Source organism: Mycolicibacterium gilvum, assembly GCF_900454025.1.
In the GTDB taxonomy this organism is placed as follows: domain Bacteria; phylum Actinomycetota; class Actinomycetes; order Mycobacteriales; family Mycobacteriaceae; genus Mycobacterium; species Mycobacterium gilvum.
This window is the reverse complement of sequence record NZ_UGQM01000001.1, coordinates 5058688-5081448: the sequence shown is the minus strand read 5'-3', so window position 1 is coordinate 5081448 and position 22761 is coordinate 5058688. Positions and strand designations below refer to the sequence as shown.

General features: G+C 66.5%; 24 protein-coding genes, 4 tRNA genes and 1 pseudogene. 13 read left to right on the top strand and 16 right to left on the bottom strand.

All coding sequences use genetic code 11. The features are described from left to right. Positions 1 to 13 precede the first annotated feature (13 nt). The 4 genes from DYE23_RS23840 to lmeA form a co-directional block, all read right to left on the bottom strand. Positions 14 to 478: a DUF4395 domain-containing protein gene (locus DYE23_RS23840; RefSeq protein WP_115328343.1), complete on the bottom strand. Its 465-nt coding sequence runs from the start codon at positions 476 to 478 to the stop codon at positions 14 to 16. 89 nt (positions 479 to 567) lie between these two features. Beyond that, positions 568 to 657, bottom strand: coding sequence for an Ms5788A family Cys-rich leader peptide (locus DYE23_RS31960; RefSeq protein ID WP_353961813.1), 90 nt, complete (start codon positions 655 to 657; stop codon positions 568 to 570). Positions 658 to 686: 29 nt separating this feature from the next. Beyond that, positions 687 to 1109 carry a TlpA family protein disulfide reductase gene (locus tag DYE23_RS23835; RefSeq protein ID WP_115328342.1) on the bottom strand — a complete coding sequence of 141 codons (423 nt, stop codon included), beginning with the start codon at positions 1107 to 1109 and terminating at the stop codon, positions 687 to 689. Then, entirely contained in the window at positions 1106 to 1900 is a 795-nt protein-coding gene (gene lmeA / locus DYE23_RS23830; RefSeq protein WP_115328341.1) for a mannan chain length control protein LmeA, read from the bottom strand. The genes DYE23_RS23835 and lmeA overlap by 4 nt, the downstream gene beginning before the upstream one ends. A 189-nt stretch (positions 1901 to 2089) precedes the next feature. Between lmeA and DYE23_RS23825 the strand changes: the two genes are divergently transcribed. The 6 genes from DYE23_RS23825 (at position 2090) to pstB (DYE23_RS23800) (ending at position 7847) form a co-directional block, all read left to right on the top strand. Next, positions 2090 to 2878 (top strand): winged helix-turn-helix transcriptional regulator, encoded by a 789-nt coding sequence (locus DYE23_RS23825; RefSeq protein WP_115328340.1) that lies wholly within the window; start codon positions 2090 to 2092, stop codon positions 2876 to 2878. After that, on the top strand, positions 2875 to 3798 hold the full coding sequence (gene mshD, locus DYE23_RS23820; protein WP_115328339.1) for a mycothiol synthase: 924 nt from the start codon (positions 2875 to 2877) through the stop codon (positions 3796 to 3798). The genes DYE23_RS23825 and mshD overlap by 4 nt, the downstream gene beginning before the upstream one ends. A 105-nt stretch (positions 3799 to 3903) precedes the next feature. Continuing rightward, the gene (pstS, locus tag DYE23_RS23815; RefSeq protein ID WP_115328338.1) at positions 3904 to 5037 is read left to right on the top strand and encodes a phosphate ABC transporter substrate-binding protein PstS; all 1134 of its coding nucleotides are present in this window, start codon (positions 3904 to 3906) and stop codon (positions 5035 to 5037) included. Positions 5038 to 5085: 48 nt separating this feature from the next. Continuing rightward, positions 5086 to 6144, top strand: a complete 1059-nt coding sequence (pstC, locus tag DYE23_RS23810; RefSeq protein WP_013470822.1) for a phosphate ABC transporter permease subunit PstC — start codon at positions 5086 to 5088, stop codon at positions 6142 to 6144. Next, positions 6141 to 7058 carry a phosphate ABC transporter permease PstA gene (gene pstA / locus DYE23_RS23805; protein ID WP_115328337.1) on the top strand — a complete coding sequence of 306 codons (918 nt, stop codon included), beginning with the start codon at positions 6141 to 6143 and terminating at the stop codon, positions 7056 to 7058. The genes pstC and pstA overlap by 4 nt, the downstream gene beginning before the upstream one ends. A gap of 12 nt (positions 7059 to 7070) precedes the next feature. Then, complete coding sequence (gene pstB, locus DYE23_RS23800) at positions 7071 to 7847, top strand: phosphate ABC transporter ATP-binding protein PstB (protein WP_013470824.1); 777 nt, start codon at positions 7071 to 7073, stop codon at positions 7845 to 7847. Between the two features lie 25 nt (positions 7848 to 7872). On the opposite strand, the gene DYE23_RS23795 is transcribed toward pstB (DYE23_RS23800), so the two are convergent. Further along, positions 7873 to 9378: an IS1634 family transposase gene (locus DYE23_RS23795; protein WP_435404796.1), complete on the bottom strand. Its 1506-nt coding sequence runs from the start codon at positions 9376 to 9378 to the stop codon at positions 7873 to 7875. Between the two features lie 99 nt (positions 9379 to 9477). Between DYE23_RS23795 and pstB (DYE23_RS23790) the strand changes: the two are divergent. Beyond that, positions 9478 to 9630: pseudogene (pstB, locus tag DYE23_RS23790) on the top strand (phosphate ABC transporter ATP-binding protein); the annotation flags it as partial. Positions 9631 to 9705: 75 nt separating this feature from the next. Here pstB (DYE23_RS23790) and phoU read toward each other — a convergent pair. The 5 genes from phoU to DYE23_RS23765 all read right to left on the bottom strand — a co-directional run bounded on the left by phoU (position 9706) and on the right by DYE23_RS23765 (position 15521). After that, positions 9706 to 10374, bottom strand: coding sequence for a phosphate signaling complex protein PhoU (phoU, locus tag DYE23_RS23785; RefSeq protein ID WP_013470825.1), 669 nt, complete (start codon positions 10372 to 10374; stop codon positions 9706 to 9708). 85 nt (positions 10375 to 10459) lie between these two features. Further along, positions 10460 to 12409 (bottom strand): LCP family protein, encoded by a 1950-nt coding sequence (locus DYE23_RS23780; RefSeq protein WP_115328336.1) that lies wholly within the window; start codon positions 12407 to 12409, stop codon positions 10460 to 10462. Positions 12410 to 12653: 244 nt separating this feature from the next. After that, a complete protein-coding gene (dusB, locus tag DYE23_RS23775) occupies positions 12654 to 13787 on the bottom strand; it encodes a tRNA dihydrouridine synthase DusB (protein WP_041800584.1) in 1134 nt (377 codons plus the stop codon). 38 nt (positions 13788 to 13825) lie between these two features. Beyond that, positions 13826 to 14833, bottom strand: coding sequence for an acyl-ACP desaturase (locus DYE23_RS23770; protein WP_011892564.1), 1008 nt, complete (start codon positions 14831 to 14833; stop codon positions 13826 to 13828). Between the two features lie 106 nt (positions 14834 to 14939). Further along, positions 14940 to 15521 (bottom strand): TetR/AcrR family transcriptional regulator, encoded by a 582-nt coding sequence (locus DYE23_RS23765; RefSeq protein WP_011892565.1) that lies wholly within the window; start codon positions 15519 to 15521, stop codon positions 14940 to 14942. Between the two features lie 70 nt (positions 15522 to 15591). On the opposite strand from DYE23_RS23765, the gene DYE23_RS23760 reads away from it, so the two are divergent. Further along, positions 15592 to 16611, top strand: a complete 1020-nt coding sequence (locus DYE23_RS23760) for an oxygenase MpaB family protein (protein ID WP_115328335.1) — start codon at positions 15592 to 15594, stop codon at positions 16609 to 16611. A 4-nt stretch (positions 16612 to 16615) separates the two neighbouring features. Here the strand turns inward: DYE23_RS23760 and DYE23_RS23755 are convergent, their stop codons facing one another. Continuing rightward, entirely contained in the window at positions 16616 to 16972 is a 357-nt protein-coding gene (locus DYE23_RS23755) for a DUF2510 domain-containing protein (protein ID WP_115328334.1), read from the bottom strand. Positions 16973 to 17060: 88 nt separating this feature from the next. Between DYE23_RS23755 and DYE23_RS23750 the strand changes: the two genes are divergently transcribed. After that, positions 17061 to 17957 (top strand): serine/threonine-protein kinase, encoded by an 897-nt coding sequence (locus tag DYE23_RS23750; RefSeq protein ID WP_115328333.1) that lies wholly within the window; start codon positions 17061 to 17063, stop codon positions 17955 to 17957. A 121-nt stretch (positions 17958 to 18078) separates the two neighbouring features. After that, positions 18079 to 18783 carry a VldE C-terminal domain-containing protein gene (locus DYE23_RS23745; RefSeq protein WP_115328332.1) on the top strand — a complete coding sequence of 235 codons (705 nt, stop codon included), beginning with the start codon at positions 18079 to 18081 and terminating at the stop codon, positions 18781 to 18783. Between the two features lie 91 nt (positions 18784 to 18874). On the opposite strand, the gene DYE23_RS23740 is transcribed toward DYE23_RS23745, so the two are convergent. After that, a tRNA-Lys gene (locus DYE23_RS23740) sits at positions 18875 to 18950 on the bottom strand. A gap of 127 nt (positions 18951 to 19077) precedes the next feature. Between DYE23_RS23740 and DYE23_RS23735 the strand changes: the two genes are divergently transcribed. The 3 genes from DYE23_RS23735 to DYE23_RS23725 all read left to right on the top strand — a co-directional run bounded on the left by DYE23_RS23735 (position 19078) and on the right by DYE23_RS23725 (position 19381). Then, positions 19078 to 19150, top strand: a tRNA-Glu gene (locus DYE23_RS23735). Between the two features lie 39 nt (positions 19151 to 19189). Further along, positions 19190 to 19266 (top strand) — tRNA-Asp (locus tag DYE23_RS23730). A 41-nt stretch (positions 19267 to 19307) separates the two neighbouring features. Beyond that, positions 19308 to 19381 (top strand) — tRNA-Phe (locus DYE23_RS23725). 41 nt (positions 19382 to 19422) lie between these two features. On the opposite strand, the gene DYE23_RS23720 is transcribed toward DYE23_RS23725, so the two are convergent. The 4 genes from DYE23_RS23720 to DYE23_RS23705 are packed head-to-tail and all read right to left on the bottom strand — an operon-like array spanning position 19423 to position 22590. Beyond that, positions 19423 to 20577: a tyrosine-type recombinase/integrase gene (locus tag DYE23_RS23720; protein WP_115328331.1), complete on the bottom strand. Its 1155-nt coding sequence runs from the start codon at positions 20575 to 20577 to the stop codon at positions 19423 to 19425. After that, positions 20577 to 20813 (bottom strand): helix-turn-helix transcriptional regulator, encoded by a 237-nt coding sequence (locus tag DYE23_RS23715; protein ID WP_115328330.1) that lies wholly within the window; start codon positions 20811 to 20813, stop codon positions 20577 to 20579. Before DYE23_RS23715 ends, DYE23_RS23720 begins: the two co-directional genes overlap by 1 nt. Positions 20814 to 20848: 35 nt before the next feature. Continuing rightward, positions 20849 to 22171, bottom strand: a complete 1323-nt coding sequence (locus tag DYE23_RS23710) for an FtsK/SpoIIIE domain-containing protein (RefSeq protein ID WP_115328329.1) — start codon at positions 22169 to 22171, stop codon at positions 20849 to 20851. Continuing rightward, entirely contained in the window at positions 22168 to 22590 is a 423-nt protein-coding gene (locus tag DYE23_RS23705) for a plasmid replication, integration and excision activator (RefSeq protein ID WP_115328328.1), read from the bottom strand. The genes DYE23_RS23710 and DYE23_RS23705 overlap by 4 nt, the downstream gene beginning before the upstream one ends. Positions 22591 to 22761: the final 171 nt, after the last annotated feature.

Here is a 22761-nt window from a genome sequence, read left to right as displayed (position 1 = left end):
TGGATCCTTTCGGTTACTTCTGGGTGGGGGTGAAGCGTGTGACGAGCGGGTAGAGCTGGCAGCCGAGACAGATCCCGAAGGCTGCGTTGAGAAGCGCCGCGACGAGCGCGAGGCCCGTCGCGACCAGACCCAGCGGCACCAGACCGCCGGCGAAACCGAGCGTGCCGATCGCTGCGAACACGACACCGACGAGCTGTGCGAACCTCAGCGGAGCGACCGGTTCCCGCTCCGTCGCGGGCCCGAGACGCGGAGCGACGGCCGCGGCGAAGACGAGACCGTAGGGGTGCCGACGCGGACCCGCGGCAGCACCGATCGCGAACACCAGCGTCTGCAGCCCGAGAATCGCTGCCGCCAGAGCCGGACTCTGCGCCGAGATCAGCAGTGCCACGACCAGCACCGCGGTCGTCACCCACGCGACGAAGCGCGGACCGCGGACGTCGACCTGCGCGGGCGAGTCCGTGGCTGTGATGTTCGACATAAACGTGCTCCTGTTGGTTGATATGGCTGGGCGCGGCGGTCCGAATGGCGACCGATCGCAGCAGGCGGCGTGACGTACGACGCGGCTACTCAGCAGCAACAACAACAGCAACAACCCGCGACGCGGCACAGATCGACTGCGCGGCGCTTGGTGAGCGAAAGCTCAAGGCGGGCTGACACGGCTGACAGCTTACCCAACGACGGGGTGATCAGGCCAACAGCGGTTCGAGGGCCGACCGCAGGTCAGCGGCGGTCGGGACTCCGGACGTCCGGTACCGGGGCCGTCCGTCGGCGTCGAAGATGATCGTGGTCGGCAGCGAGAGCACCGAAAGGCGCCTCGCGGCGTCGGGATCGACGTCCATGTCGATCTCGACGTGCGCTACCGCGGGAAGGTCCGCACAGACCTGGTCGACGACCCGGCGCACACCCGCGCACGGACCGCACCAGGACGCACTGAAGTGCAGGATCGTGGGTCCGGTCGTCGACAGACCGAGGCCGCTCGTGTCGACGTCGCGCGCCTCTTCACCCGCCGCGGTCATCTCGGACCGCAGCGCGATCAACCTGCTGATCACATAGGCGACGCCGAGGGCGCCGATCAGCACCGCAAGCACCGCGATCCAGGACGAACTCATGAGAGACGGAACTCGTCCAGGTCGATGGTCACGCCTTCGGCGATGCCCTCGATGATGATGTCGGAGCCGCGGGCACCCTCGGTGGTGGGCGCGATCCCGAACGGCAGCTTCTGCCCGGGCAACTCGGTGGTGAACGCCGCGAGGACCGCGGCCAGCTGTTCGTCGGGCACCGCCTGGTCGGCGGTGCCCGGCTCCGTCAGCACCCCGGTCGCGGTCAGCACCAGCGTGGTGTCGTCGGGTCCGGCCGTCGACGCGTCGACGGCGATGCTGACCCGCTCGTGGAACCCGGCCTTGTCGGGGGTGCCGGTGAACACCAGCCCGCGGTTGCTCGAGATGCCCGACTCGGTGGTGCCGCCGGTGGAGTCCTCGGTCTCGGCGGTCGGCGCCTCGATCAACAGATCCGGGATCCCCATGTAGCGCCCGACGTGGGTGGAGTCGATGATGATGCGGCTCTCCAGCTTCGCGACGGTCAGGGTCGCGTCCGGCGCGATCAGCCACGAATCGCCGAGCCCCACCGAGTGCATCGTCGCCTCGAGCGACGCCTTGCCGGTCACCGGGTGATCAACGCCACTGGCCTTGATCTCCACCTCGTCGTAGTGGTGACGGCGTGCCTGGGTGATGAACGGAAATCCCAGGATCGCCACGGACGGATCCCAGTTCAGGTTCGCCGCGCTGCGGACGCTCCTGGCCAGGCGATATTCGGCGTAGATCGCCGCACCGAAATCGGTGCCGACGGCTCCGAGGATCACCGAGGTGACGGTTGCGAGGGCACCGATGACGAGCTTGCGCACCCCGACATTGTTGCCGACGATGTCCAGAACACCCGTTCAGCGCGGCTTAAGAGCAGGTAGCACGCTATCGTTAGACAACCATCGGTCCGGTAACGGCCATGTGTCGGACATGAATCTGGGAAGTCACCACGGGACAGCGACGTCCTGCGGGATCCCGGCGAATGAGCTCCACGGCTGCTGGAGGGTCAGTTGGATCTACTGCTACTGACGGTCGACCCGCACCCGGAATCGGTCCTGCCGTCACTGTCGTTGCTCGCCCACAACGTGCGTACCGCACCGACCGAGGTGTCCTCGCTGCTCGAAGCCGGTACCGCAGATGTCGCCATCGTCGACGCCCGCACCGATCTCGCCGCCGCGCGCGGCCTGTGCCGACTCCTCGGGACGACGGGCACATCCGTCCCGGTGGTCGCGGTCGTCAACGAGGGAGGGCTGGTCGCCGTCAACGTGGAGTGGGGTCTCGACGAGATCCTGCTACCCGGCACGGGTCCCGCCGAGATCGACGCCCGGCTCCGTCTGCTCGTCGGGCGCAGAGGCGGGATGGCCAATCAGGAGAACCTCGGCAAGATCAGCCTCGGCGAGCTCGTCATCGACGAGGGCACCTACACCGCGCGGCTGCGCGGGAAGCCGCTCGATCTGACCTACAAGGAGTTCGAGCTGCTGAAGTACCTCGCCCAGCACGCGGGGCGGGTCTTCACACGCGCCCAGCTGTTGCAGGAGGTGTGGGGTTACGACTTCTTCGGCGGCACCCGCACCGTCGACGTCCATGTGCGTCGGTTGCGCGCCAAGCTCGGCCCCGAATACGAGTCGTTGATCGGCACCGTCCGCAACGTCGGGTACAAGGCCGTGCGGCCCGCGCGCGGTCGCCCGCCGGCGCCGGAGTCCGAGGACGACCTCGACGACGATCCGTACGCCGACGACGGTCCGCTGGCCTCCGATGAGGTTCCCCAGGCGCTGGGCGACGCGCTGCGTAGTCCGTGACGTCGTCGGTGTCCTGGCAGCAGAGCCTGACCGACGATCGTGTGCGCCAGATCCGGGAGCTGGTCTCCGCGGCGTCGGCGGCCGACGGAGTCGCACCGGTCGGAGACCAGGTCCTTCGGGCGTTGGCGCACGACCGCACCCGCCATCTCGTCGCCGTCGATGACGACGGAGCAGGCAGCCGGGTGAGGGGCTACCTCAACCTGGCCCCGGCCGACGACGACGCGCCCCCGATGGCCGAGGTGGTCGTGCATCCGGACGCGCGGCGACGTGGCACCGGCTCGGCGATGATCCGTGCCGCGCTGGCCGAGGGCGGACCGCAGACCAGGGTCTGGGCGCACGGCAATCTGGCCGCGGCGCGCGAAACCGCCGAAGCGCTCGGGCTCACCGCCGTCCGCGAGCTCCTGCAGATGCAGCGCCCGCTGGCCGACCTGCCACCGCAGACGACCGCCCAGCGCGTGCGGTTCGCGACGTACTCGGGCCCCCACGACGACGCCGAGGTCCTGCGGGTGAACAACGCCGCCTTCTCGTGGCATCCCGAGCAGGGCGGCTGGACCGACGCCGACCTCGCCGAACGGCGTGGCGAGCCGTGGTTCGACCCGGCCGGCTTCTTCCTGGCGTTCGACGAGGACACCGGCGGCCTCCTCGGATTCCATTGGACGAAGGTGCATTCGGAGTCGCTGGGCGAGGTGTACGTCGTGGGGGTCGACCCGGCCGCCCAGGGTCGCGGCCTCGGTGCGGCGCTGACTTTGCTCGGACTGCATCATCTGGAGAGCCGGCTGTCCCGCGACGGTCGTGTCGCCGACGTGATGCTCTACGTCGAGGCCGACAACACCGCCGCGGTGAAGACTTATCGACGGCTCGGTTTCGACATCGTCAATACCGATGTGGCCTATGCCGCACGTCCGCCCGGCGACCTGTGAAGTCGCTGAACCTGTTCACCCTCCGTTTACTCGCCATCCCCTGAGCGTCCATTGCGGGCGCATACGTTGCCGTGGAGTTCGTGCCACCAAACGAAAGTGGGATCAGTGAAGCGCAACGTCATCGGCAGGTCGTTCGGAACGACTGTCTCGGTAGCAGCGATCGCCGCGCTGGCGCTTGCCGGGTGCGGCAGCGACAACAACGCGCCCGCGGGATCGTCTGCGTCCGGTGCATCTCCGGCGTCGGCCGCCGAGTGCGGCGGCAAGGCGTCGGTCACCGCTGAGGGATCGACCGCGCAGCAGAACGCGGTCGCACTGTTCAACCAGGTGTGGAGCCAGAAGTGCCAGGGCAAGAACCTGTCCTACAACCCGACCGGGTCGGGCGCGGGGCGCGAGCAGTTCGTCGCGGGCAATGTGGACTTCGCCGGATCCGACTCGGCGATCAAGGACGAGCAGGCGCAGCAGGCCGCGCAGCGCTGCGGCGGCAACCCGGCGTGGAACCTGCCGCTGGTGTTCGGCCCGATCGCGATGGCCTACAACATCGACGGCGTCGACGGTCTGGTACTCAACGGCGACACGCTCGCCAAGATCTTCCAGGGCCAGATCACCACGTGGAACGACCCGGCGATCGCCGCGCTCAACGAGGGCAAGACGCTGCCCGATACGCAGATCACCCCGATCTACCGCTCGGACTCCTCGGGGACGACCGACAACTTCCAGAAGTACCTGGAGGCGGCCTCGGGTGGGGCGTGGACCAAGGGCGACGGCAGCGAGTTCCAGGGCGGCGCCGGTGAAGGTGCGCAGAAGTCGGCCGGTGTCGCACAGGCCGTCCAGGCCACCCCCGGCTCCATCGGCTATGTCGAGAAGGGCTTCGCCGATCAGGCGGGCATCCCCTACGCGCAGATCGACAACGGCAGCGGTGCGGTCGAGCTGACCGACGAGTCGGCCGGCAAGGCCATCGACGCGGCCACGTTCGCCGCCGAGGGCAACGACCTGACGCTGGATCTCGCGTCGCTGTACGGCACCCAGGAATCGGGCGCCTACCCGCTGGTGCTGGCGACCTACGAGATCGTCTGCTCCAACGGCTACGACGCGGAGACCGCCGAGGCCGTCAAGTCGTTCCTGACCATCGCCGCCAACGACGGCCAGAGCGGACTGTCGGCTGCCGGTTACGTCCCGCTGCCGGACAAGTTCAAGGAGCGTCTGCTGACGTCGATCGACGCCATCGGGTCGACCGCCTAGTTCACTGGCGCTACAGCCGTACCACGGCAAGGATGGGTGCTTGACCGAATGTCCGACAAGCTCGATGGAACCGCATTGACGACACCGAACCCGCTGGGTTCGGGGTCCGGGGAAGCCCTGGCAGCCCCGTTCCCCGAACCCACCCCGATCTCGACGAACCCGTCCGGGACCGCGAAAGTACGTGCGGGCGACCGCATCTTCCGCGGCCTGGCGGAGGGATCGGGCATCCTCATCGTGGCCATCATCGGCGCGATCGGGATCTTCCTGCTGTGGCGCGCCGTGCCGGCATTGGCGCGTAACGAGGCGAACTTCTTCCTCTACAGCGGCACCTGGAACACCTCGGACACGGCGGCCATGAGCTTCGGCATCCTGGACCTCCTCAAGGTGACCGTGTTCGTGTCGGTGTTCGCGCTCGTGATCGCGATGCCCATCGCACTGGGCATCGCGATCTACCTGACGAACTACGCCCCTAAACGGGTGTCCGGACCTCTGGCGTACATGGTCGACCTGTTGGCGGCCGTGCCGTCGATCATCTACGGCGTCTGGGGGCTGTATGTCCTCGCGCCCGCGATCAAACCGGTCGCGCTGTGGCTCAACGAGAATCTGGGCTGGTTCTTCCTGTTCTCCACCGGCAACGCCTCGGTCGCCGGCGGCGGCACGATCTTCACCGCGGGCATCGTGCTCGCGGTGATGATCCTGCCGATCATCACCGCGGTCACCCGGGAGGTGTTCATCCAGACGCCGCGCGGTCAGATCGAGGCCGCGCTTGCACTGGGCGCCACCCGCTGGGAGGTCGTCCGCACGACGGTCCTGCCGTTCGGGATGTCGGGCTACATCAGCGGCGCGATGCTCGGTCTCGGCCGCGCACTCGGCGAAACCATTGCGCTGCTGATCATTCTGCGCGGCACGCAGGCCGCGTTCGACTGGTCGCTGTTCGACGCCGGCTACACCTTCGCCAGCCTCATCGCCTCGGCGGCTTCGGAATTCAACGACCAGTACAAGGCGGGCGCCTACATCGCTGCGGGCCTGGTGCTGTTCATCCTGACCTTCGTGGTGAACTCGCTGGCCCGTGCCGCAGTCGCCGGAAAGGACCGGTCCGCATCATGACCTCCGCAACACTGGATCAGCCGGTCAAGGTGTCGACCTTCCAGGGCGTCAGCACGCGCCGCAAGATCACGAACAATCTTGCGACCGTCCTGGTCACCGCCTCGGTCGTGGTCGCGATCGTGCCGCTGGTGTGGGTGCTCTACACCGTGGTCGCCAAGGGCATCGGCATCGTGATGTCGAGTACCTGGTGGACGAACTCGCAGGCGGGGATGACGGCGTTCGGCGCCGGCGGCGGCGCGTACCACGCGATCGTCGGTTCGCTGCTGCAGGCCGCGATCTGCGCGGTGATCTCGATCCCGGTCGGCGTGTTCGTCGGCATCTTCCTCGTCGAGTACGGCGGCGGAACTCGCCTCGGCAAGGTGACGACGTTCATGGTCGACATCCTGACCGGTGTGCCGTCGATCGTCGCGGCCCTGTTCATCTATGCGCTGTGGGTCGCCACGCTGGGTTTCGACAGGTCCGGCTTCGCGGTGTCACTTGCGTTGGTGCTGTTGATGATTCCGGTCATCGTGCGCTCGACCGAGGAGATGCTGCGGATCGTGCCGATGGATCTGCGCGAGGCCAGCTATGCCCTCGGTGTGCCGAAGTGGAAGACCATCGCGGCGATCGTCGTGCCCACGGCGCTGTCGGGCATCGTGACCGGGATCCTGCTCTCGCTGGCCCGGGTGATGGGGGAGACCGCGCCGCTGCTCATCCTGGTCGGCTACTCGCAGGCGATGAACTTCGACATGTTCGGCGGGTTCATGGGCTCGTTGCCCGGCATGATGTACGACCAGACCTCGGCCGGTGCCGGCGCCAACCCGATCCCCACCGACCGGCTGTGGGGCGCGGCGCTGACCCTGGTCGTGCTGATCGCCCTGCTCAACGTCGGCGCCCGGTTCATCGCCAAATTCTTTGCCCCCAAAAAGGTTTAAAGGGAGACTCTCATGGCCAAACGGCTGGACCTCAAAGACGTCAACATCTACTACGGCAGCTTCCACGCGGTCGCCGGCGTCACGCTGTCGGTGGAACCGCGCAGCGTCACCGCGTTCATCGGTCCGTCCGGCTGCGGCAAGTCGACGGTGCTGCGCACGCTCAACCGGATGCACGAGGTGATTCCCGGCGCGCGGGTCGAAGGCTCTGTGCTGCTCGACGGCGAGAACATCTACGGCGCCGGCGTCGACCCGGTCGGGGTCCGCAAGACCATCGGCATGGTGTTCCAGCGTCCGAATCCCTTCCCTACCATGTCGATTCGAGACAACGTGGTCGCCGGTCTGAAACTGCAGGGCGTGCGGAACAAGAAGACGCTCGACGAGACCGCGGAGCGTTCGCTCAAGGGCGCCAACCTGTGGACCGAGGTCAAGGACCGGCTCGACAAGCCCGGCGGAGGCCTGTCCGGCGGTCAGCAGCAGCGGCTCTGCATCGCCCGCGCCATCGCCGTGCAGCCCGACGTGCTGTTGATGGACGAGCCGTGCTCGGCGCTCGACCCGATCTCGACGCTGGCGATCGAGGACCTGATCTCGGAGCTGAAGAAGGACTTCACGATCGTGATCGTCACCCACAACATGCAGCAGGCCGCCCGCGTCAGCGACCAGACCGCGTTCTTCAACCTGGAGGCGACCGGCAAGCCGGGCAGGCTCATCGAGATCGACGACACCGAGAAGATCTTCTCGAACCCGACCGAGAAGGCGACCGAGGACTACATCTCGGGCCGCTTCGGCTGAGACCCGAGTTGGCTCAATTTAGTGTTCAAGTCGGGGCACTGATTTTGGCGAGGGCCACGCGGAGCTCGTCGGGCAACGGATCGGCGGCCGTGAGGAGCTGGCGGCCTGCTTTGATCTGGACGGTGCGGTAGCGGCGGGCGGTACGCACGAACTTCTTGATGCTCCAACCGGTTTGGGTTTCGATGTAGTGGCTGACGGCCATGGCGGCGACCACGATGCTCAGGTGGGCCTCGATCGACTCGCGCAGGTGATGGTAGATCGGGCGGGCGGCCAGGTCGTGCTTGGACATCCGGAAGCTCTTCTCGATGCGCCAGAGCTGGTGGTAGGCGCCGATGACGAAGTCAGCGGGCTGGTCGACCAGGTTGGTGGTGTAGCCCTTCCAGCCGGCCAGAGCGCGGTTCTTGGCTTCCAACTCGCGGTTGACCGTCTTGGTGGCACCGGTGAGCTTGATGAACCGGTTGCGCTTGACCGGAGCATGACCATCGACAGCCTTCTGGGCCTTGGCGACCTGCTCATCGATGCCGCGCAGGGTGCGCCGGGCCCGGTCATTGCGGTACTGGTAGTAGACGACGCGATCGGGGATGCCGCGAGTCTTCTCCGAGCTGCTGGCCGGCCAGGGCTGGGTCAACACCAGCTGATCAGGAACGGCCTCGTCGGGGTGTTGATCGCGCCATTCGCGGACCACATCGGGCAGGAACGGAATCCGGGTGCCCAGGATGAATGACAACCCCGCGGCTTGCAGGGCGACCTGGTTGGATTCGGAGATCATCCCGGCATCGGCGACGACGGTGACATCGCTCAACTGGTGGGCGGCCTTGAACGCGTTGATGACTGGAAGCATGGTGGCGGTCTCGGCCCGGTTGCCCTCGAAGGCCTCTACCGTGAGCGGGAACCCCGAGGCGTCGGTGAGCAACCCGAGGGTGATCTGCGGTTCCAACCGGCGTTCCTTGGAGAACCCAGGTTCGCGGAATCCGTCACCGGTATCGGTCTCGAAGTACAGCGTCGACACGTCGTAGAGCACTAGTGAGGCCGGCCCCAGCCGGGCATGCCGTGCTGTTGCCGCAGCCAGGGATTGCCGCCAGGCGGGTGTGGCATAGATCGGCAGCCGACGCTTGAGGGTGGCATAGGAGGCCGCGTCGACGCCGACTTCGCTCAACACCCGTGCGGTGTCGATCTTGCTGGTCGGCTCGATGATCCGGGCAAGTACGAGATCGCGAAACACGTTGTCGCCCTGGGTGACCGTTTCGAATCCCAGTGCACGGTAGGCGGCGCACAGGCCGCCCCACAGATGCGTCATCTGCGAGGAGGTGATCGGCAGCGTCCCCGGCTCGAGGCCACCAGACAGGCCCAAGTCGAGTTCAGTTTGTCCGGCCGCCAAGCGGGCGGCCGCAGCGGACTTCAATGCCGCGAGCTCAACATCATCGTGGGCCGATCCGATGTGCTCGATCGAGCGTGACCCCCGCCGCCAGGACCACACGATCTGCACTGCAGTCGCCCCCGAGGCGGTCTTCACGGTCCGGATGTAGGCCACCAGCGCAGCCTACGACCACACTTTAGTGTGCAAATTCCGGCCGATCTACAACTAGAACCGCAGGTCAGAACGCTGCAGTCAGGCCCGAACCCGAAAAGTGAGCCAAGTCAGGTCAGCGACCAGACCGCGTTCTTCAACCTGGAGGCGACCGGCAAGCCGGGCAGGCTCATCGAGATCGACGACACCGAGAAGATCTTCTCGAACCCGACCGAGAAGGCGACCGAGGACTACATCTCGGGCCGCTTCGGCTGAGAGTTCCGCCACGAGTTCTCGACCACGAAGAAGGCCCCCGGGAGATATCTCCGGGGGCCTTGTTCGTGCAGCGTGTCAGCGGGAGGCGGGGAGTTCCTCGCCGTCGGTGGTGCGGCCGGTGACCTGGAAGATGACGCGGCGGGCGACCTCGACGGCGTGGTCGGCGAAGCGTTCGTAGAACCGGCCGAGCAGCGTCACGTCGACCGCGGCGGCGACCCCGTGCTTCCATTCCCGGTCCATCAGGACGGTGAACAGATGGCGGTGCAGGTCGTCCATCGCGTCGTCCTCCTCGCGGATCCGGGCCGCCTTCTCCGGATCGCGGGTGATCAGGACCTCCTGGGCGCTGTGGCCGAGTTCGACGGCGACGCGACCCATCTCGGCGAAGTAGCCGTTGACCTCTTCGGGCAGCGCGTGTTGCGGGTGCCGGCGACGCGCGATCTTGGCGACGTGCAACGCCAGCGCGCCCATCCGGTCGACGTCGGCGACGATCTGGATCGAGCTGACGATGGCGCGCAGGTCGCCGGCGACGGGTGCTTGCAGCGCCAGGAGGACGAAGGCCTCTTCCTCGGCGCGCACGCTGAGCGCCGAGATCTGATCGTGGTCGGTGATGACCTGCTCTGCGAGGGGGAGATCAGCCTGTAGAAGGGCTTGCGTGGCGCGCTCCATGGCCACCCCGGCAAGCCCGCACATTTCACCGAGCCTGCTGGTCAGGGCATCCAGTTGCTCGTGGTACGCGGTACGCATGGATCAACCCTACGGCGTGGTACCCGCGGCGTCACGAACCGAACGTGAACGGACGGTGAATGCCGCCCGCACAGACGCGCCGAGGTCACTCGCAGCTGGTGTCGGCGGCGTTGGTCACGGTCAGATCCTCGGGCAGTTCGGTGGCCGGGGTCTTCGTGCTGCGGATGATGTGGACCTGAACCGACGAGCCGCTCGGTGACGGTGCGCCGACGGAGTTGAAATCGCTACCCAGGACGACCTGCACCACGTCGCCGAGGCCGCTCGCCCGTTCCACCGTCGCATCGCCGAAGGAGGACGCGACCGTCGCCGCGGCTTCCTCGTTGCCCGGCGAGAAGAACACGGTCGTCTTCTCCAGCGGACCCGGGTAATCGTCCGGACTCTCCACGTTGAAGCCGTGGGACTGCAGCGCGGTGCTGGCGGTCGCGCCCAGTCCCGACTGGCCGGTGGAGTTCGACACCTGGACGGTCACGTTCTGCGGATCGGTGGTGATGGCGTCGACGATCTCGTCGGACGGCCCTTCGCCGTCCACGCCGCTGCCCGGCGCGGCCGCCAATGACTCGGGGGTACCCGGCACCGGTGAGTTGTCGGGGTTGCGCTCCTCGGGAAGCGGGTCGTCGTTGATGATGGCGTCGAACAACGCGCGCATGTCGTCGGTGCGGGGGATCTCATTGCCGTACTCGTCGGCGTATCCGACGGTCGGCACCGTGATGAACGTGATGCGCCCGGCGGTCACGCCCTGGACCGACTGGCCGAGGTCGACGAGATCCTTGGTGTCGACGTTGTCGACGTAGCTGTCCCCGATGAACATGTTCACCACGTTGTTGAGCTTGGACAGCGAGAAGAACGTCTCCTTGGAGATCAGCGAGCGCAGCAGCGACGACAGGAACAGCTGCTGCCGTTTGATGCGGCCGTAGTCGCCGTTGGTCTCGGTGGTGACCTGCCGGGCCCGCACGTAGTTCAAGGCGGTGTGTCCGTTGACGACCTGTCGCCCGGCGGTGGGCAGGACCGTTCCGAGCTCGTAGTCCTCAATCGGGGTGGTACTGCACACCTCGACGCCGCCGAGCGCGTCGACCATCTTGGAGAAGCCGACGAAGTCGACCGCCATGAACCGGTTGACGTGCAGGCCGGACAGCTTCTGGATGACCTTGACCAGACACTTGGGGCCGCCGACGGCGAACGCCGAGTTCAGCTTGTACTCGGTGTAGACCTCTTCTTTGCCGTACATCGGCGATTCCGGGTCCATGATCGGGCCGTACTCGCGGGTCTCGGGATCCCACGGCTCGCACTTCATCGGCTCGATCTCGAGGTCACGCGGAAACGACACGGCCACAACGCGTTTGCGGTTGGCCGGGATGTTCACCAGCATCACGGTGTCCGACCGCGCGCCCGCCGCGTCCTCGGTGGTGCCCGCCCCGATCTCGGCGTTGCTCCCGAGCCTGCTGTCGGTGCCGACGATCAGGAAGTTCTCGTCGCCGAACTGGGCGTTGGGGTCGACGATGTCGCGGGAGTCGGGGTCGAGCGCCGAGACCCGGTTGAGGAGATTGTTCTTCGCCGACTGCCACTGCCAGGCGCCGCCGGTGAGCACCAGCGCGAGCACTGCGACCAGCGCCGCCGCGACGCGGCCGGCCATGACGGTCCGCCGGTGTGAGCGCACCGGCTTGGCCACGACGTGCTGCGGCGGCCGGGGCGCCTCCAGGTCCGGAAGTTCGGATGCCCGCGGATCGATGACGGGCAGGACGGTCGTGTCGAACTCACCGGTGTCCGGATAGGGCTCGGGTTCGGGTTCGGGTTCTGCGCGGTGCCGCTTCGGTTCGGGCGGCGGAGCACCGCCGTTGATCTTGGCGATCAGGTCGGCGACGGTGACGGGCGCGGCCGGACCTTCGTCGGGCCCCGAGGCCTCGCGGCCGGCGTTGCTGTCGATGTCGCGTTCCCACGGCGCGACGTCGGGCGCGGCCCGGCGGGACCGCCGGATCCTCCCGCCGTCCCCGCGTTCGGCATGCGGACGGCCGGGAGTGGCGCTATCGCCGTCACTCATGTTCCTACCGGCCTTCCAGCCTCCACGGCGTCTCGCGGTGCTTGCGCGTCGTTGCGCTCCGGCACGCAGGTAGCCGGGTGCCTGCAGTCTGTCTCAAAGAGCACTGGCCCGCGCTCCGCCGACGGAGCCGGACAGTTTGACGCCTCATCGTACTGAGACATCCTGAGATTCATCCAGCCGAACCCAGGTTGCAATACCCACACGGAATGGTCTCGAACCCCGGTGGACGTCATGTCGTCGCAGCTCAGCCGCCGGAATGCATCACGTCGGCGCCCGCCGGCACGGTGCAGTCATCCGGGTCGTCGAGCCACCCTTCGGGCAGTGTGACCGAGGCCGCCGAACCCTGCCGGCCGCGGGGTCCGTTGGCGGCCGCGGGGAACGGGACGTCGGGGTCGAGCTGTTCGAGCAGGTCGTCGAGCTCCGAGATCGTCTTGACCAGGGCCATCGACCGGCGCAGGTCCGCGCCGGCCGGGAAGCCGTGCATGTACCACGCGACGTGCTTGCGGATGTCCCGCATGCCTTTGTCCTCTCCGAAGTGCGCAGCGAGAAGCTCGCCGTGTCTGCGAATGATCTGCGCGACCTCGCCGAGTGTCGGCGGGGTGGCCGGGGTCGCGCCGGTGAACGCCGCGGACAACTCGGCGAACAGCCAGGGCCGTCCCAGGCAGCCACGACCGATCACGACTCCGTCGCATCCCGTCGCGGCCATCATGGCCAGCGCGTCACGAGCGTCGAAGATATCACCGTTTCCCAGCACCGGAACATTCGTGACGTGGGCCTTCAAGGCGGCGATCTGGTCCCAGTCGGCACTTCCGGAGTAACGCTGGGCAGCGGTGCGGGCGTGCAGAGCGACTGCGGCCGCGCCCTCCTCGGCGGCGATGCGTCCGGCGTCGAGGTGGGTGTGGTGCTCGTCGTCGATGCCGATGCGGAACTTCACGGTGACCGGGATGTCAGTGCCTTCGGTGGCACGGACCGCCGCGCTCACGATCTGTCCGAACAGCCGCCGCTTGTAGGGCAGCGCGGCCCCGCCTCCGCGGCGGGTGACCTTGGGAACCGGGCAACCGAAGTTCATGTCGATGTGGTCGGCGAGGTTCTCGTCGACGATCATCTTCGCGGCGGCGTAGGTGTTGACCGGATCGACGGTGTAGAGCTGCAGCGAGCGCGGGGACTCCTCGGGCGCGAACGTCGTCATGTGCATCGTCACCGGATGCCGTTCGACGAGCGCGCGGGCGGTGACCATCTCGCACACGTAGAGTCCGCTGACCGTGCCGGCGCGGCTGAGCTCGAGTTCGCGGCACAGCGTGCGGAAGGCGACGTTGGTCACCCCGGCCATCGGGGCGAGGACGACCGGGCTGCGAAGGTCGAACGGCCCGATCCGCAGGGATCGGGCCGTTCGACCTTCGCAGCCCGGAGTGTCTGTTACGAGGCTGATGATCCCACCAGCAGATTCTTGGCGGCCTTCTTCTCGGCCATCTGACGCAGCCGCTCCTCGCGGCGCTGCTTGGCGATCTCGAACTTCTGGACCGTCTCCTGCAGCTCCTCGACGTGCGCGCCGATCTCGTCGCGCATCCGGGCGCTCTCGCCGTTGAAGTCCTCGCGTTCGAAGATGCGCCACTTCTTGAGCACCGGCATCACGATGTCCTCGAGGTGGATCCGCGGGTCGTAGACGCCGCCCGAGGCGATTGTCACCGCGCGACGACGGAAGTCCGGGATGGTGTATCCGGGCATCTTGAAGTTGAGCAGCACCTTGTGCAGCGACCTCATCGCCTGGTCGGGGGCGATCTCGAAGCCCGCCTCCGAGACGTCGCGGTAGAAGATCATGTGCAGGTTCTCGTCGGCCGACACGCGCTGCAGCAGCTGATCGGCGATGGGCTCCTCGCAGGCCTTACCGGTGTTGCGGTGCGAGACGCGGGTGGCGAGTTCCTGGAACGTCACATAGATCACGGAATCGAAAAGGCTGTCCGCGAACAGGTCGGCCTCGATCTGGTCGTTCTGACCGGGGGAGAAGCCGCGGGTCATCTGCTCGACGCGCAGCATCTCCAGTTCGACCGGGTCGACGTTGCGGGTGACGACGAGATAGTCGCGCAGCGCGATGCCGTGGCGGTTCTCCTCGGCGGTCCACCGGTTGACCCAGAATCCCCAGGGGCCGTCCATGCTGAAGTTCATCGCGATCTCGCGGTGGTACGACGGCAGGTTGTCCTCGGTGAGGAGGTTGACCAGCATGGCCACCCGGGCGACGTCGGACAGCTGGGACTGCTCGGGATCCCAGTCCTGGCCGCCGAGTGCGTAGTAGTTCTTGCCGTCCGACCACGGGATGTAGTCGTGCGGGTTCCAGTCCTTCTTCATCCGCATGTGGCGGTTGACCAAGGGCTCTACAACGGGCTCGAGTTCGGTCAGCAATTGCAGGTCGGTCAGGTCTTTCGACACGACACCTCCCAGTTATCTGTACCTCGTGGTTGCACTCAATATATCTGTGTATGTCGGTGACATTCAAGCCGCCGCGCCGCGGCACACACCCAGGTCGGAGGCCGGATCAGGTCACCGCCCTGCTGAGCAGTAGCTCAGCGCAGTGGTCGATGAACTGCTCCCGGGTGGCCTCCAGCCTGCCGTCGAGGTAGGCCGTGAACAACGCAGTGAGTGCCCCGATCAGGCCGGTGGCAACCATCGCCTGGGTGGTGGTGTCGGTGATCCGGGTGAGGTTGTGCTGCAGGAGCTCGATGAAGTTCGGCATCCACCGCGCGCCCGAGCGGGCCAGGACGGGCTCGGCCTCGGGGGCCAGCAGCAGCACCCGGCCGCGGGCGGGGTCGTCGATCATCAGCGCGACGAACCGCTCGACCGCGTCGCGCATGCTCTCTGACTCGCGGAGTGTGGCCATCGCGGCCGTGCAGACGTCGTCGTAGACGGCGGCGACGTACTCGTCACGGTCGGTGAAGCTCTCGTAGAAGTAGCGTTCCGTCAGCCCGGCGGCCTTGCACACCGCCCGCACGGTGAGGTTGGGTCCGCCGGAACTGCCCAGCAGGCCGATGCCGGCGGTGATCAGCTCGTCGCGGCGCAGCGCCTGGCGATCCTGGAGCGGAACGCCGGACCATCTCCCGCGTCGTTGACCGGACGGCACGGCCCTCCTAAGCTCCATTAGTGACAACGTGTGTAGTCAGATTGGCGAAACGGCGAACGGGAAGAGCACAGTGACTCAAGATACGTCCGCAGCGGGCCCGGTGACCAGCGACTCCGGCGAAGCGTCCGGGGCGGTGGCAGCGGGCTGCCCGATCAGCGGTGGCGGCTATGACGCGCTGCCCGAGCCGCTGGGGCCGGATTCCCTGACCTGGAAATACTTCGGTCAGTGGACGGGTCTGTTCCAGGGGACGTGGGCCGGGTCGATGCAGAACATGCACCCACAACTCGGCGCCGCGGTGAAGGACCACTCGATCTTCTTCATGGAGCGGATCCCGCGGTTGTTGCGCTCGATCTACCCGATCGGCGGCGTGGTCTTCGACGGAAACCGCGCGCCCAAGACCGGCGCCCAGGTGCGCGACTATCACATCGGCCTCAACGGTGTCGACGATCAGGGGCGCCGCTACAGCGCGCTGAACCCCGACGTCTTCTACTGGGCACACGCGACGTTCTTCAAGTCCACACTGCTGGCGGCCGAGAAGTTCGGCGGCGGCCTGACCGAGGCCGACAAACGCCAACTGTTCGACGAGCACGTCACCTGGTACCGGATGTACGGCATGAGCATGCGGCCCGTCCCGAAGACCTGGGAGGAATTCCAGGAGTACTGGGACCACATGTGCACCGACGTACTGGAGAACAACTGGGCCGCCCGCGAGGTGATGGACTTGTCGACGATGCCCAAACATCCGTCGCTGGAATGGATTCCGGATCCGTTGTGGAAGCTGAACCTGGCGGTGATGCAGCGCTTCCTGACTTTCATGACCGTCGCGCTCTACGACCCGCCGGTGCGCGAGCTGATGGGCTACACGTGGTCACCGCGCCAGGAGTTCCTGCACCGGCGATTCTGCGACGTCGTGACCCTGGCGACCAAGGTGCTGCCCAAGCGTTGGCTGATGCACCCGCGCAAGCGATCGGCGTGGGACCGTGCCACCGGCCGGTTGCCTGCCGACTCCGCGCTGGTGGAGACCCCGGCGCGCAACCTGCCGCCACTGGAGTATCGCGACAACCCGCACTACTACAGCCCGAAGGTCTGAACCCTCAGCGTCCGGACACGTGCGGCGTCCATGCGACGCCGTCGAAATAGCGCAGCAGACAAGGGTTCTGGGGATCCGGATACCAGTTGGGCCGGTACGGCGAGTAGCGGCCGTACAGCCCTCTGGGATCACCGGACACGGTGAGCCTGTTCTCGTACTCGGCCCGCGCCCGCAGACCCGCCTCGCGGATCGCCGCGGCCCGTCGGCGCCGACGCGCGACCACGAGCAGCCCGGCCGCCACCGCGAGCGCCACCGCCTCGTACCAGCCCAGCGCCACCCAGCACGCCAGCGTCGCCGCCGCGATGACGGTGAGCACCGGATGGCGACGCGCGAAAGGCTGCGGAACGTGCTGGTAGAGCATTGCTTCCGATCGTACGTCCGACGTGGGTCCGCCACGCCCGAAGCGGCGTCAGGTTTGCATCCTTCGCAGAAGGGCTAGCTTGGAAGGCATGCAGGCCCCGGAAGTTCTTGGCGGTCGCTACCGGCTGGGACCCGTGCTCGGCCGGGGTGGGATGGCCGAGGTTCGCGACGCCTGGGATCAGCGGCTGGGCCGCCCGGTCGCCGTCAAGCTGCTCTACCCGTCGGTGTCCACACAACCGGACACGCGCCGCCGGTTCGCCACCGAGGCTCGTGCCGCAGCCGCCCTGAACCACCCGCACGTGGTCGCTGTACACGACACGGGTGTGCACGAGGGCAGGCACTACATTGTGCTGGAGCGGCTGCCCGGACAGAACCTGGCCGACCTGCTGGCCCGCCACGGCCCGCTGCCGGTCGAGCAGGTCCGCGCGATCCTGCGCGATGTGCTCTCGGCGCTGAGCGCCGCGCACCTCAGTGGCGTCCTGCACCGCGACATCAAACCCGCCAACATCCTGTTCACCGAGTTCGGCGGCGTGAAGATCGCCGACTTCGGCGTGGCCAAGAGCCCCGACACCCCGCAGACCTTGACGAACCGGGTCTTCGGCACGATGGCCTATCTGCCGTCCGATCGCATCGCCGGACGGCCGGCCACGCCCAGCGACGACCTCTATGCGCTCGGGGTGGTCGCGTACGAGGCGCTGACGGGCCGGCGGGCGTATCCGCAGGACAACCTGTCGGCGCTGGCCGATGCGATCGCGGCGGGACAACTGGCGCCGTTGACGTCGGTGCGGCCCGATGTCGACCCGGCGTTGGCGGCGACGATCGAGCGCGCGATCGCCCGCGACCCACGGTGGAGATTCGCGACTGCCGAGCAGATGCGTCGGAGCCTGGATCCGCCCCCGCCGCGTGCGGGGCGCGCCGGTGCGGTACTCGCCGTGGCGGCGATTCTGCTGATTGTGGCCCTCGTCGCATTACTGGTCGTCGCGTAGCGTAATTGTCGGCCTGACCTGCGCATTTCCGTCTGCTCACCGACTGGTCGCGGAAGGGTAACGATCAGCGCGTCGTATTCAGTTCTGAACTTCGATGCTGTAAATTGCGCGAATTTTCGTTATGTTGCTGGGCGTGGGTCGGCACTCCTTACCGAAGAAGCGACGCAATCCGTCGGTGTACTTCGTATCGGCACTCGCCCCGGCCGCGGTGTTCCTGGCCGTGAAGGGCGACACGAACCCGGTCTCCGCCTCCGTCGCGGCCGAGAAAGAACCCGTTGCCGCGCCGGCGCCCCCGCCCGTCGAGGAGCAGACGACGCCGTGCTGTGTCGAGATCGTCGCGGCGCCGGCCACCTCGCCGCAGCCTGCTCTACTGACCGACCCCGGTCGTGCCGCGACGTCACCGGCATCGCTGGTGTCGGCGTCCCGGTGGCGGGTCGTCGACCGCACCCTGCCCGCCGGCGTCGCCCCCGAGCGCGGACTGCAGGTCCGCACGATTTTGACCTCCCGCAGCATCAGCGCGGTCTTCCCGGAGATCAACAACATCGGCGGCGTGCGCTCCGACGCCCTGCGCTGGCACCCCAACGGCCTCGCGCTCGACGTGATGATCCCGAACCCGACGTCGCAGGCCGGCATCGCGCTGGGCAATCAGATCGTCGCCTACGTGCTCGCGAACGCGAAGCGCTTCGGGATCCAGGACGCCATCTGGCGGGGCACGTACTACACGCCCGGCGGCGCGCAGTCCGGCGGCTACGGCCACTACGACCACGTGCACGTCACGACCACCGGCGGCGGCTACCCCGACGGCGACGAGGTCTACTACCGCTAGTTGCTCCGCGAGCGCGCGCGTCTGCCCATTAACACGCCGCGCGATGCGGGCGAACGCGAGCTCTCGGCGCGCGCGAGGTATGCGTTTTCCGTGGTGCCCCCACCAGGGCTCGAACCTGGGACCTGCGGATTAAAAGTCCGTAGCTCTACCGACTGAGCTATAGGGGCCGTGTCTGTGCGACGTCGAGAAGGATACGGCACACAGCCGGTTTGAGGATTTGGGTGTCCGTACCCTAAGCTATCGAAGCTCCCAACGACATGAGCGTTGCGAGTGCCCCGGAGGAATTCGGAATAGGCCCCCATCGTCTAGTGGCCTAGGACGCCGCCCTTTCACGGCGGTAGCACGGGTTCGAATCCCGTTGGGGGTACACGCAACGACCACTTCGGTGGGAGGAGCAACACAGTAAGGCCCTGTGGCGCAGTTGGTTAGCGCGCCGCCCTGTCACGGCGGAGGTCGCGGGTTCGAGTCCCGTCAGGGTCGCCATTACGGCGAGGCACTTGCCAGGCAAGTGATCGGTGCCGTCCGGCCAGGTAGCTCAGTTGGTACGAGCGTCCGCCTGAAAAGCGGAAGGTCGCCGGTTCGATCCCGGCCCTGGCCACCGATCTTCACCTGCATCGACACGGGTCTTGCACTCGGTTGTCAGTTTTCTTTGTCCGGTTCTTGTCCGGTCTTCGGTGTGTGAATCTCGGTCGCGTGAAGTCGATCGAGATTCGTCGCGACCTGGTCCAGTTCATCGGAGTAGAGGTCGCTGTAGATGTTCGCGGTGACAGTCGGCGTCGAGTGGCCCATGGTTTTCTGTACATAGCGAAGGTCAGCGCCGGACTTTCGGGCCAGGCTTGCATAGGTATGGCGCAGATCGTGGATGGTCAGAGGAGCCAAGTTGGTTTTCTTCAGGGCCTTGTTCCAGTGCGTGTGCCTGCGCCAGTTGTTCGAGCGCAGCATCGCGCCGTTGGGTGATGTGATGGCGGGTTCGTCAACCGCCCGCCCGCCGATTCGCGTTTTGAGGATGTCAACGACGACTTGGGGGAGCGGGACTGTTCGAATTCCGGCGCGGGTCTTTGGCGGCCCGATAACAATGTGCCCCTCCACTTCGGGTGCCGCGCGTCGGACGTAGAGGCGACGAGCCACGAGGTCGATGTCTTTGACGCGCAACCCGACGAGTTCGGACCAGCGCAGGCCGGTGTAGGCCAAGATGGTCACCACGTCGCCCTGATCCCCGCAGGCGGTAGCGAGTGTCTGGACTTCCTGAGCGGTCAGATACCGATGCCGTTCGCGCTCGGGAATGCGGCCAGCCGAGACGCCGAGCGCGGGGTTGCGGTGGATTCGGCCGTCCTGGTGCGCGACATCGAGAATCGACCGCAGGAGACGCAGCGTCGACACCTTCGCCCACGGGCCGACCGTCAGGCCGTCAACGAACGCTTGGACGTCGCCGCGGCTGATCTCGTCAACCGGCACATGCCCGAACCGCGGCTTGATGCGCAATTCCCAGTGCTGGGTGTAGCCGCTCCAGGTCTTCGGTGAGACCGCCGGTTTCTTGGTGTCGGAGAACTGCGTCCAGATCCTGCTGAGCGGTGTTCGGCCCAGACGGGGATCGAACCGTCGGGCGCCGAGCGCGGCCTCGTTGTCGCGCTCGGACTTGAACGCCTTCGCCTCGCGCAGGGTCGGGAACGTCGCGGACGTTTCCACCCAGCCGGATGGGGCGTCGGGGTCACGAATGAGATAGCGGACCTGATAGCGGGGCTCCCCCGCGGAGTCGAGGCGTTTTCGGATGCCGCGCGGGGTGTTGCCGGCCATTACCGGCGCACCTGCTTGAGCCAGGACCGGACTTCGGCTGCATCCCAGCGGCGGACCCGCTCGGACAACGTGTAGCAGGGCGGGCCGATCTGCTCGCCTGTCGCTTCGCGGAGTGCCGCCCAGCGGTTGAGCGTCGCGGCAGAGACACCGAGGAGCGCCGACACTTGATCTGCGGTGAGCAGCTCGGGAAAGCTGCCGGTGGATACGAGGGCTTCCCGGAGACCGTGAATCACCATGCCCTCACCTCGCTGCTTGGATTACATCGAACCGGTCATTCACTGCGCTGCCCTCCTGCGGTTCGCAATCTTCCGTATTGCCTTGCAGTGGAGCGGATTTGATTGTCCGACCAGAAGTCGGATCGGACCTTGGTCGCGTGGCCGTCTTCGGTGATGACGTAGCCGGTGCCGGGTCTGTCGGGGCTGATTCGGTGCGCTGGCGCTTTGTCGGCCATCCCGTCGCCGAGAACCATCATGACTTCCTCGCGGGATCGCAGTCGAAGCGCAATGGTCTGGGTAAAGAGGCCTCGCATCGGCAAGATTTCCTTGCGGGGGTCTTGCAGGAACGCGGCGACCACGATGCCCAGCGCCCGACCCTTGGTCAGGATTCGTGACAACGAGGCGGCGGCTTCCTTACGCAGGGTCGCATCGCTCATGTACGCGGTCACTCCGGCCAGCTCGTCGATCAGCAGCACAACGAGGGGTGAGGCTTTGGTCGGGTGGTGCTCGCGCGAGTGGCCCGCCATCTCATTGCCGCGCTTATCCATCAGTTTCTCTAGCCCGGCAAGGGTTGCCACGGCGTCGGCTTCGGTGGTGGCGATCTTGGTGAATAGCCCTGCGCCGATCGATAATTCGATGCCGTACTTCAGATCAATTCCGATCAAATGGACAAACCCACCGGCGACGGCTGGGCCGAGTCCGCAGGCGATGCCCCAGAAGACGGAACCTTTGCCTGCACCCGAGCAGCCCACGGTCAGGGTGTGTAGTCCGATCAGCGGGAGGATCCAAGCGGAACCGTCCTCACGCCGTCCGATCGTGACTCGACTTGTAGCGACAGCCGTCGGCGGCACCGCGTGACGTACTGTCGACAACTGCTCCCGCTTGACCAGCTCGATCCGCAACGTCCCCGGTGAGACGACAACCGCTCGCGCCGAATGTGCTCGAGCAGCGTCACGGATCGCAGGAACAGCCCGCTCCAGGTCCTCCACGGTCTGTCCCGTCCTTGTCCGTACTGTGAGCCGCAGGGTGGTCTGAGACACCTCTGTTCCCAACAGCTTTGGATGAAACCAACGTGTCGAAGTAACTTGTCGACCTTCTTTGTCGCGATGCGTGACCTGCTCTGACGCTGACAAGCTGCAGCGCCTACAGAGTCTGTGCCAGGTGATGTACGCCCGCAGTCGCCAGCTCAGGAGTGCGGCCGGTGTGGCGAACCGTTCTTCGAACGTCTCAGGTGAGTGCAGTCGCCAGTAAAGGAGAACGGCGGCACTGACTCCCACGATGATCACCGCCCACAGCTCGAGAGTGGTCAGGAAATTCACGATGTGATCGAGCCGGATCGGGATGTCGGGATCGAGCTGTGCGTACGGATCGGGATTCATGCCGACTCCCGGCTTGTCGCTGCGCTCGCGGACGGCTTGCCCGGTGCCCTCATGTCGGAGGCGCGGAACGACCACGCGATCCGAGAGAAGTCACCCGACTTCTCGACGTAGGGCAGCGCCATGAGCCCGTCGAAAAACACTGGGGTAAAGGGTGTTCCGCTGGAATTGGCGGGTGCCGACGGCTGCGTCGGTGAGGCGAACTTGACCGTCACTGTTCGGCTGCGCTTCGGTGCCGCCGGGTCGCCGTCGAGCACTTCCACCTGCCACATCGGCAAGCCGGTATCGCGGTCCCTTGCTTGCACGCGGTTCTCGCCCGAGGACTTGTCGAAGTCGATCATGGGCGTCACCTCGGATACGAGGAATGCGCCGAGGGAGAACACCTGGTCGTGGCCGATCTGGAGCCATTTGGGGATGGACATTGTTTAACCTCTCGTACCGAGTTAACTAGATGACTAGATAACATAGTCGTCTAGATAAGTTAGTCAAGTGGTTTGCAGGATGATTGTTTTACGAAATCTGGTGTGTAGGCCCCGCTAGCTCGGGATTCGCACTTGAAGCAGGCTGGGATGCCCGCGTCGGGCGTGACCTAG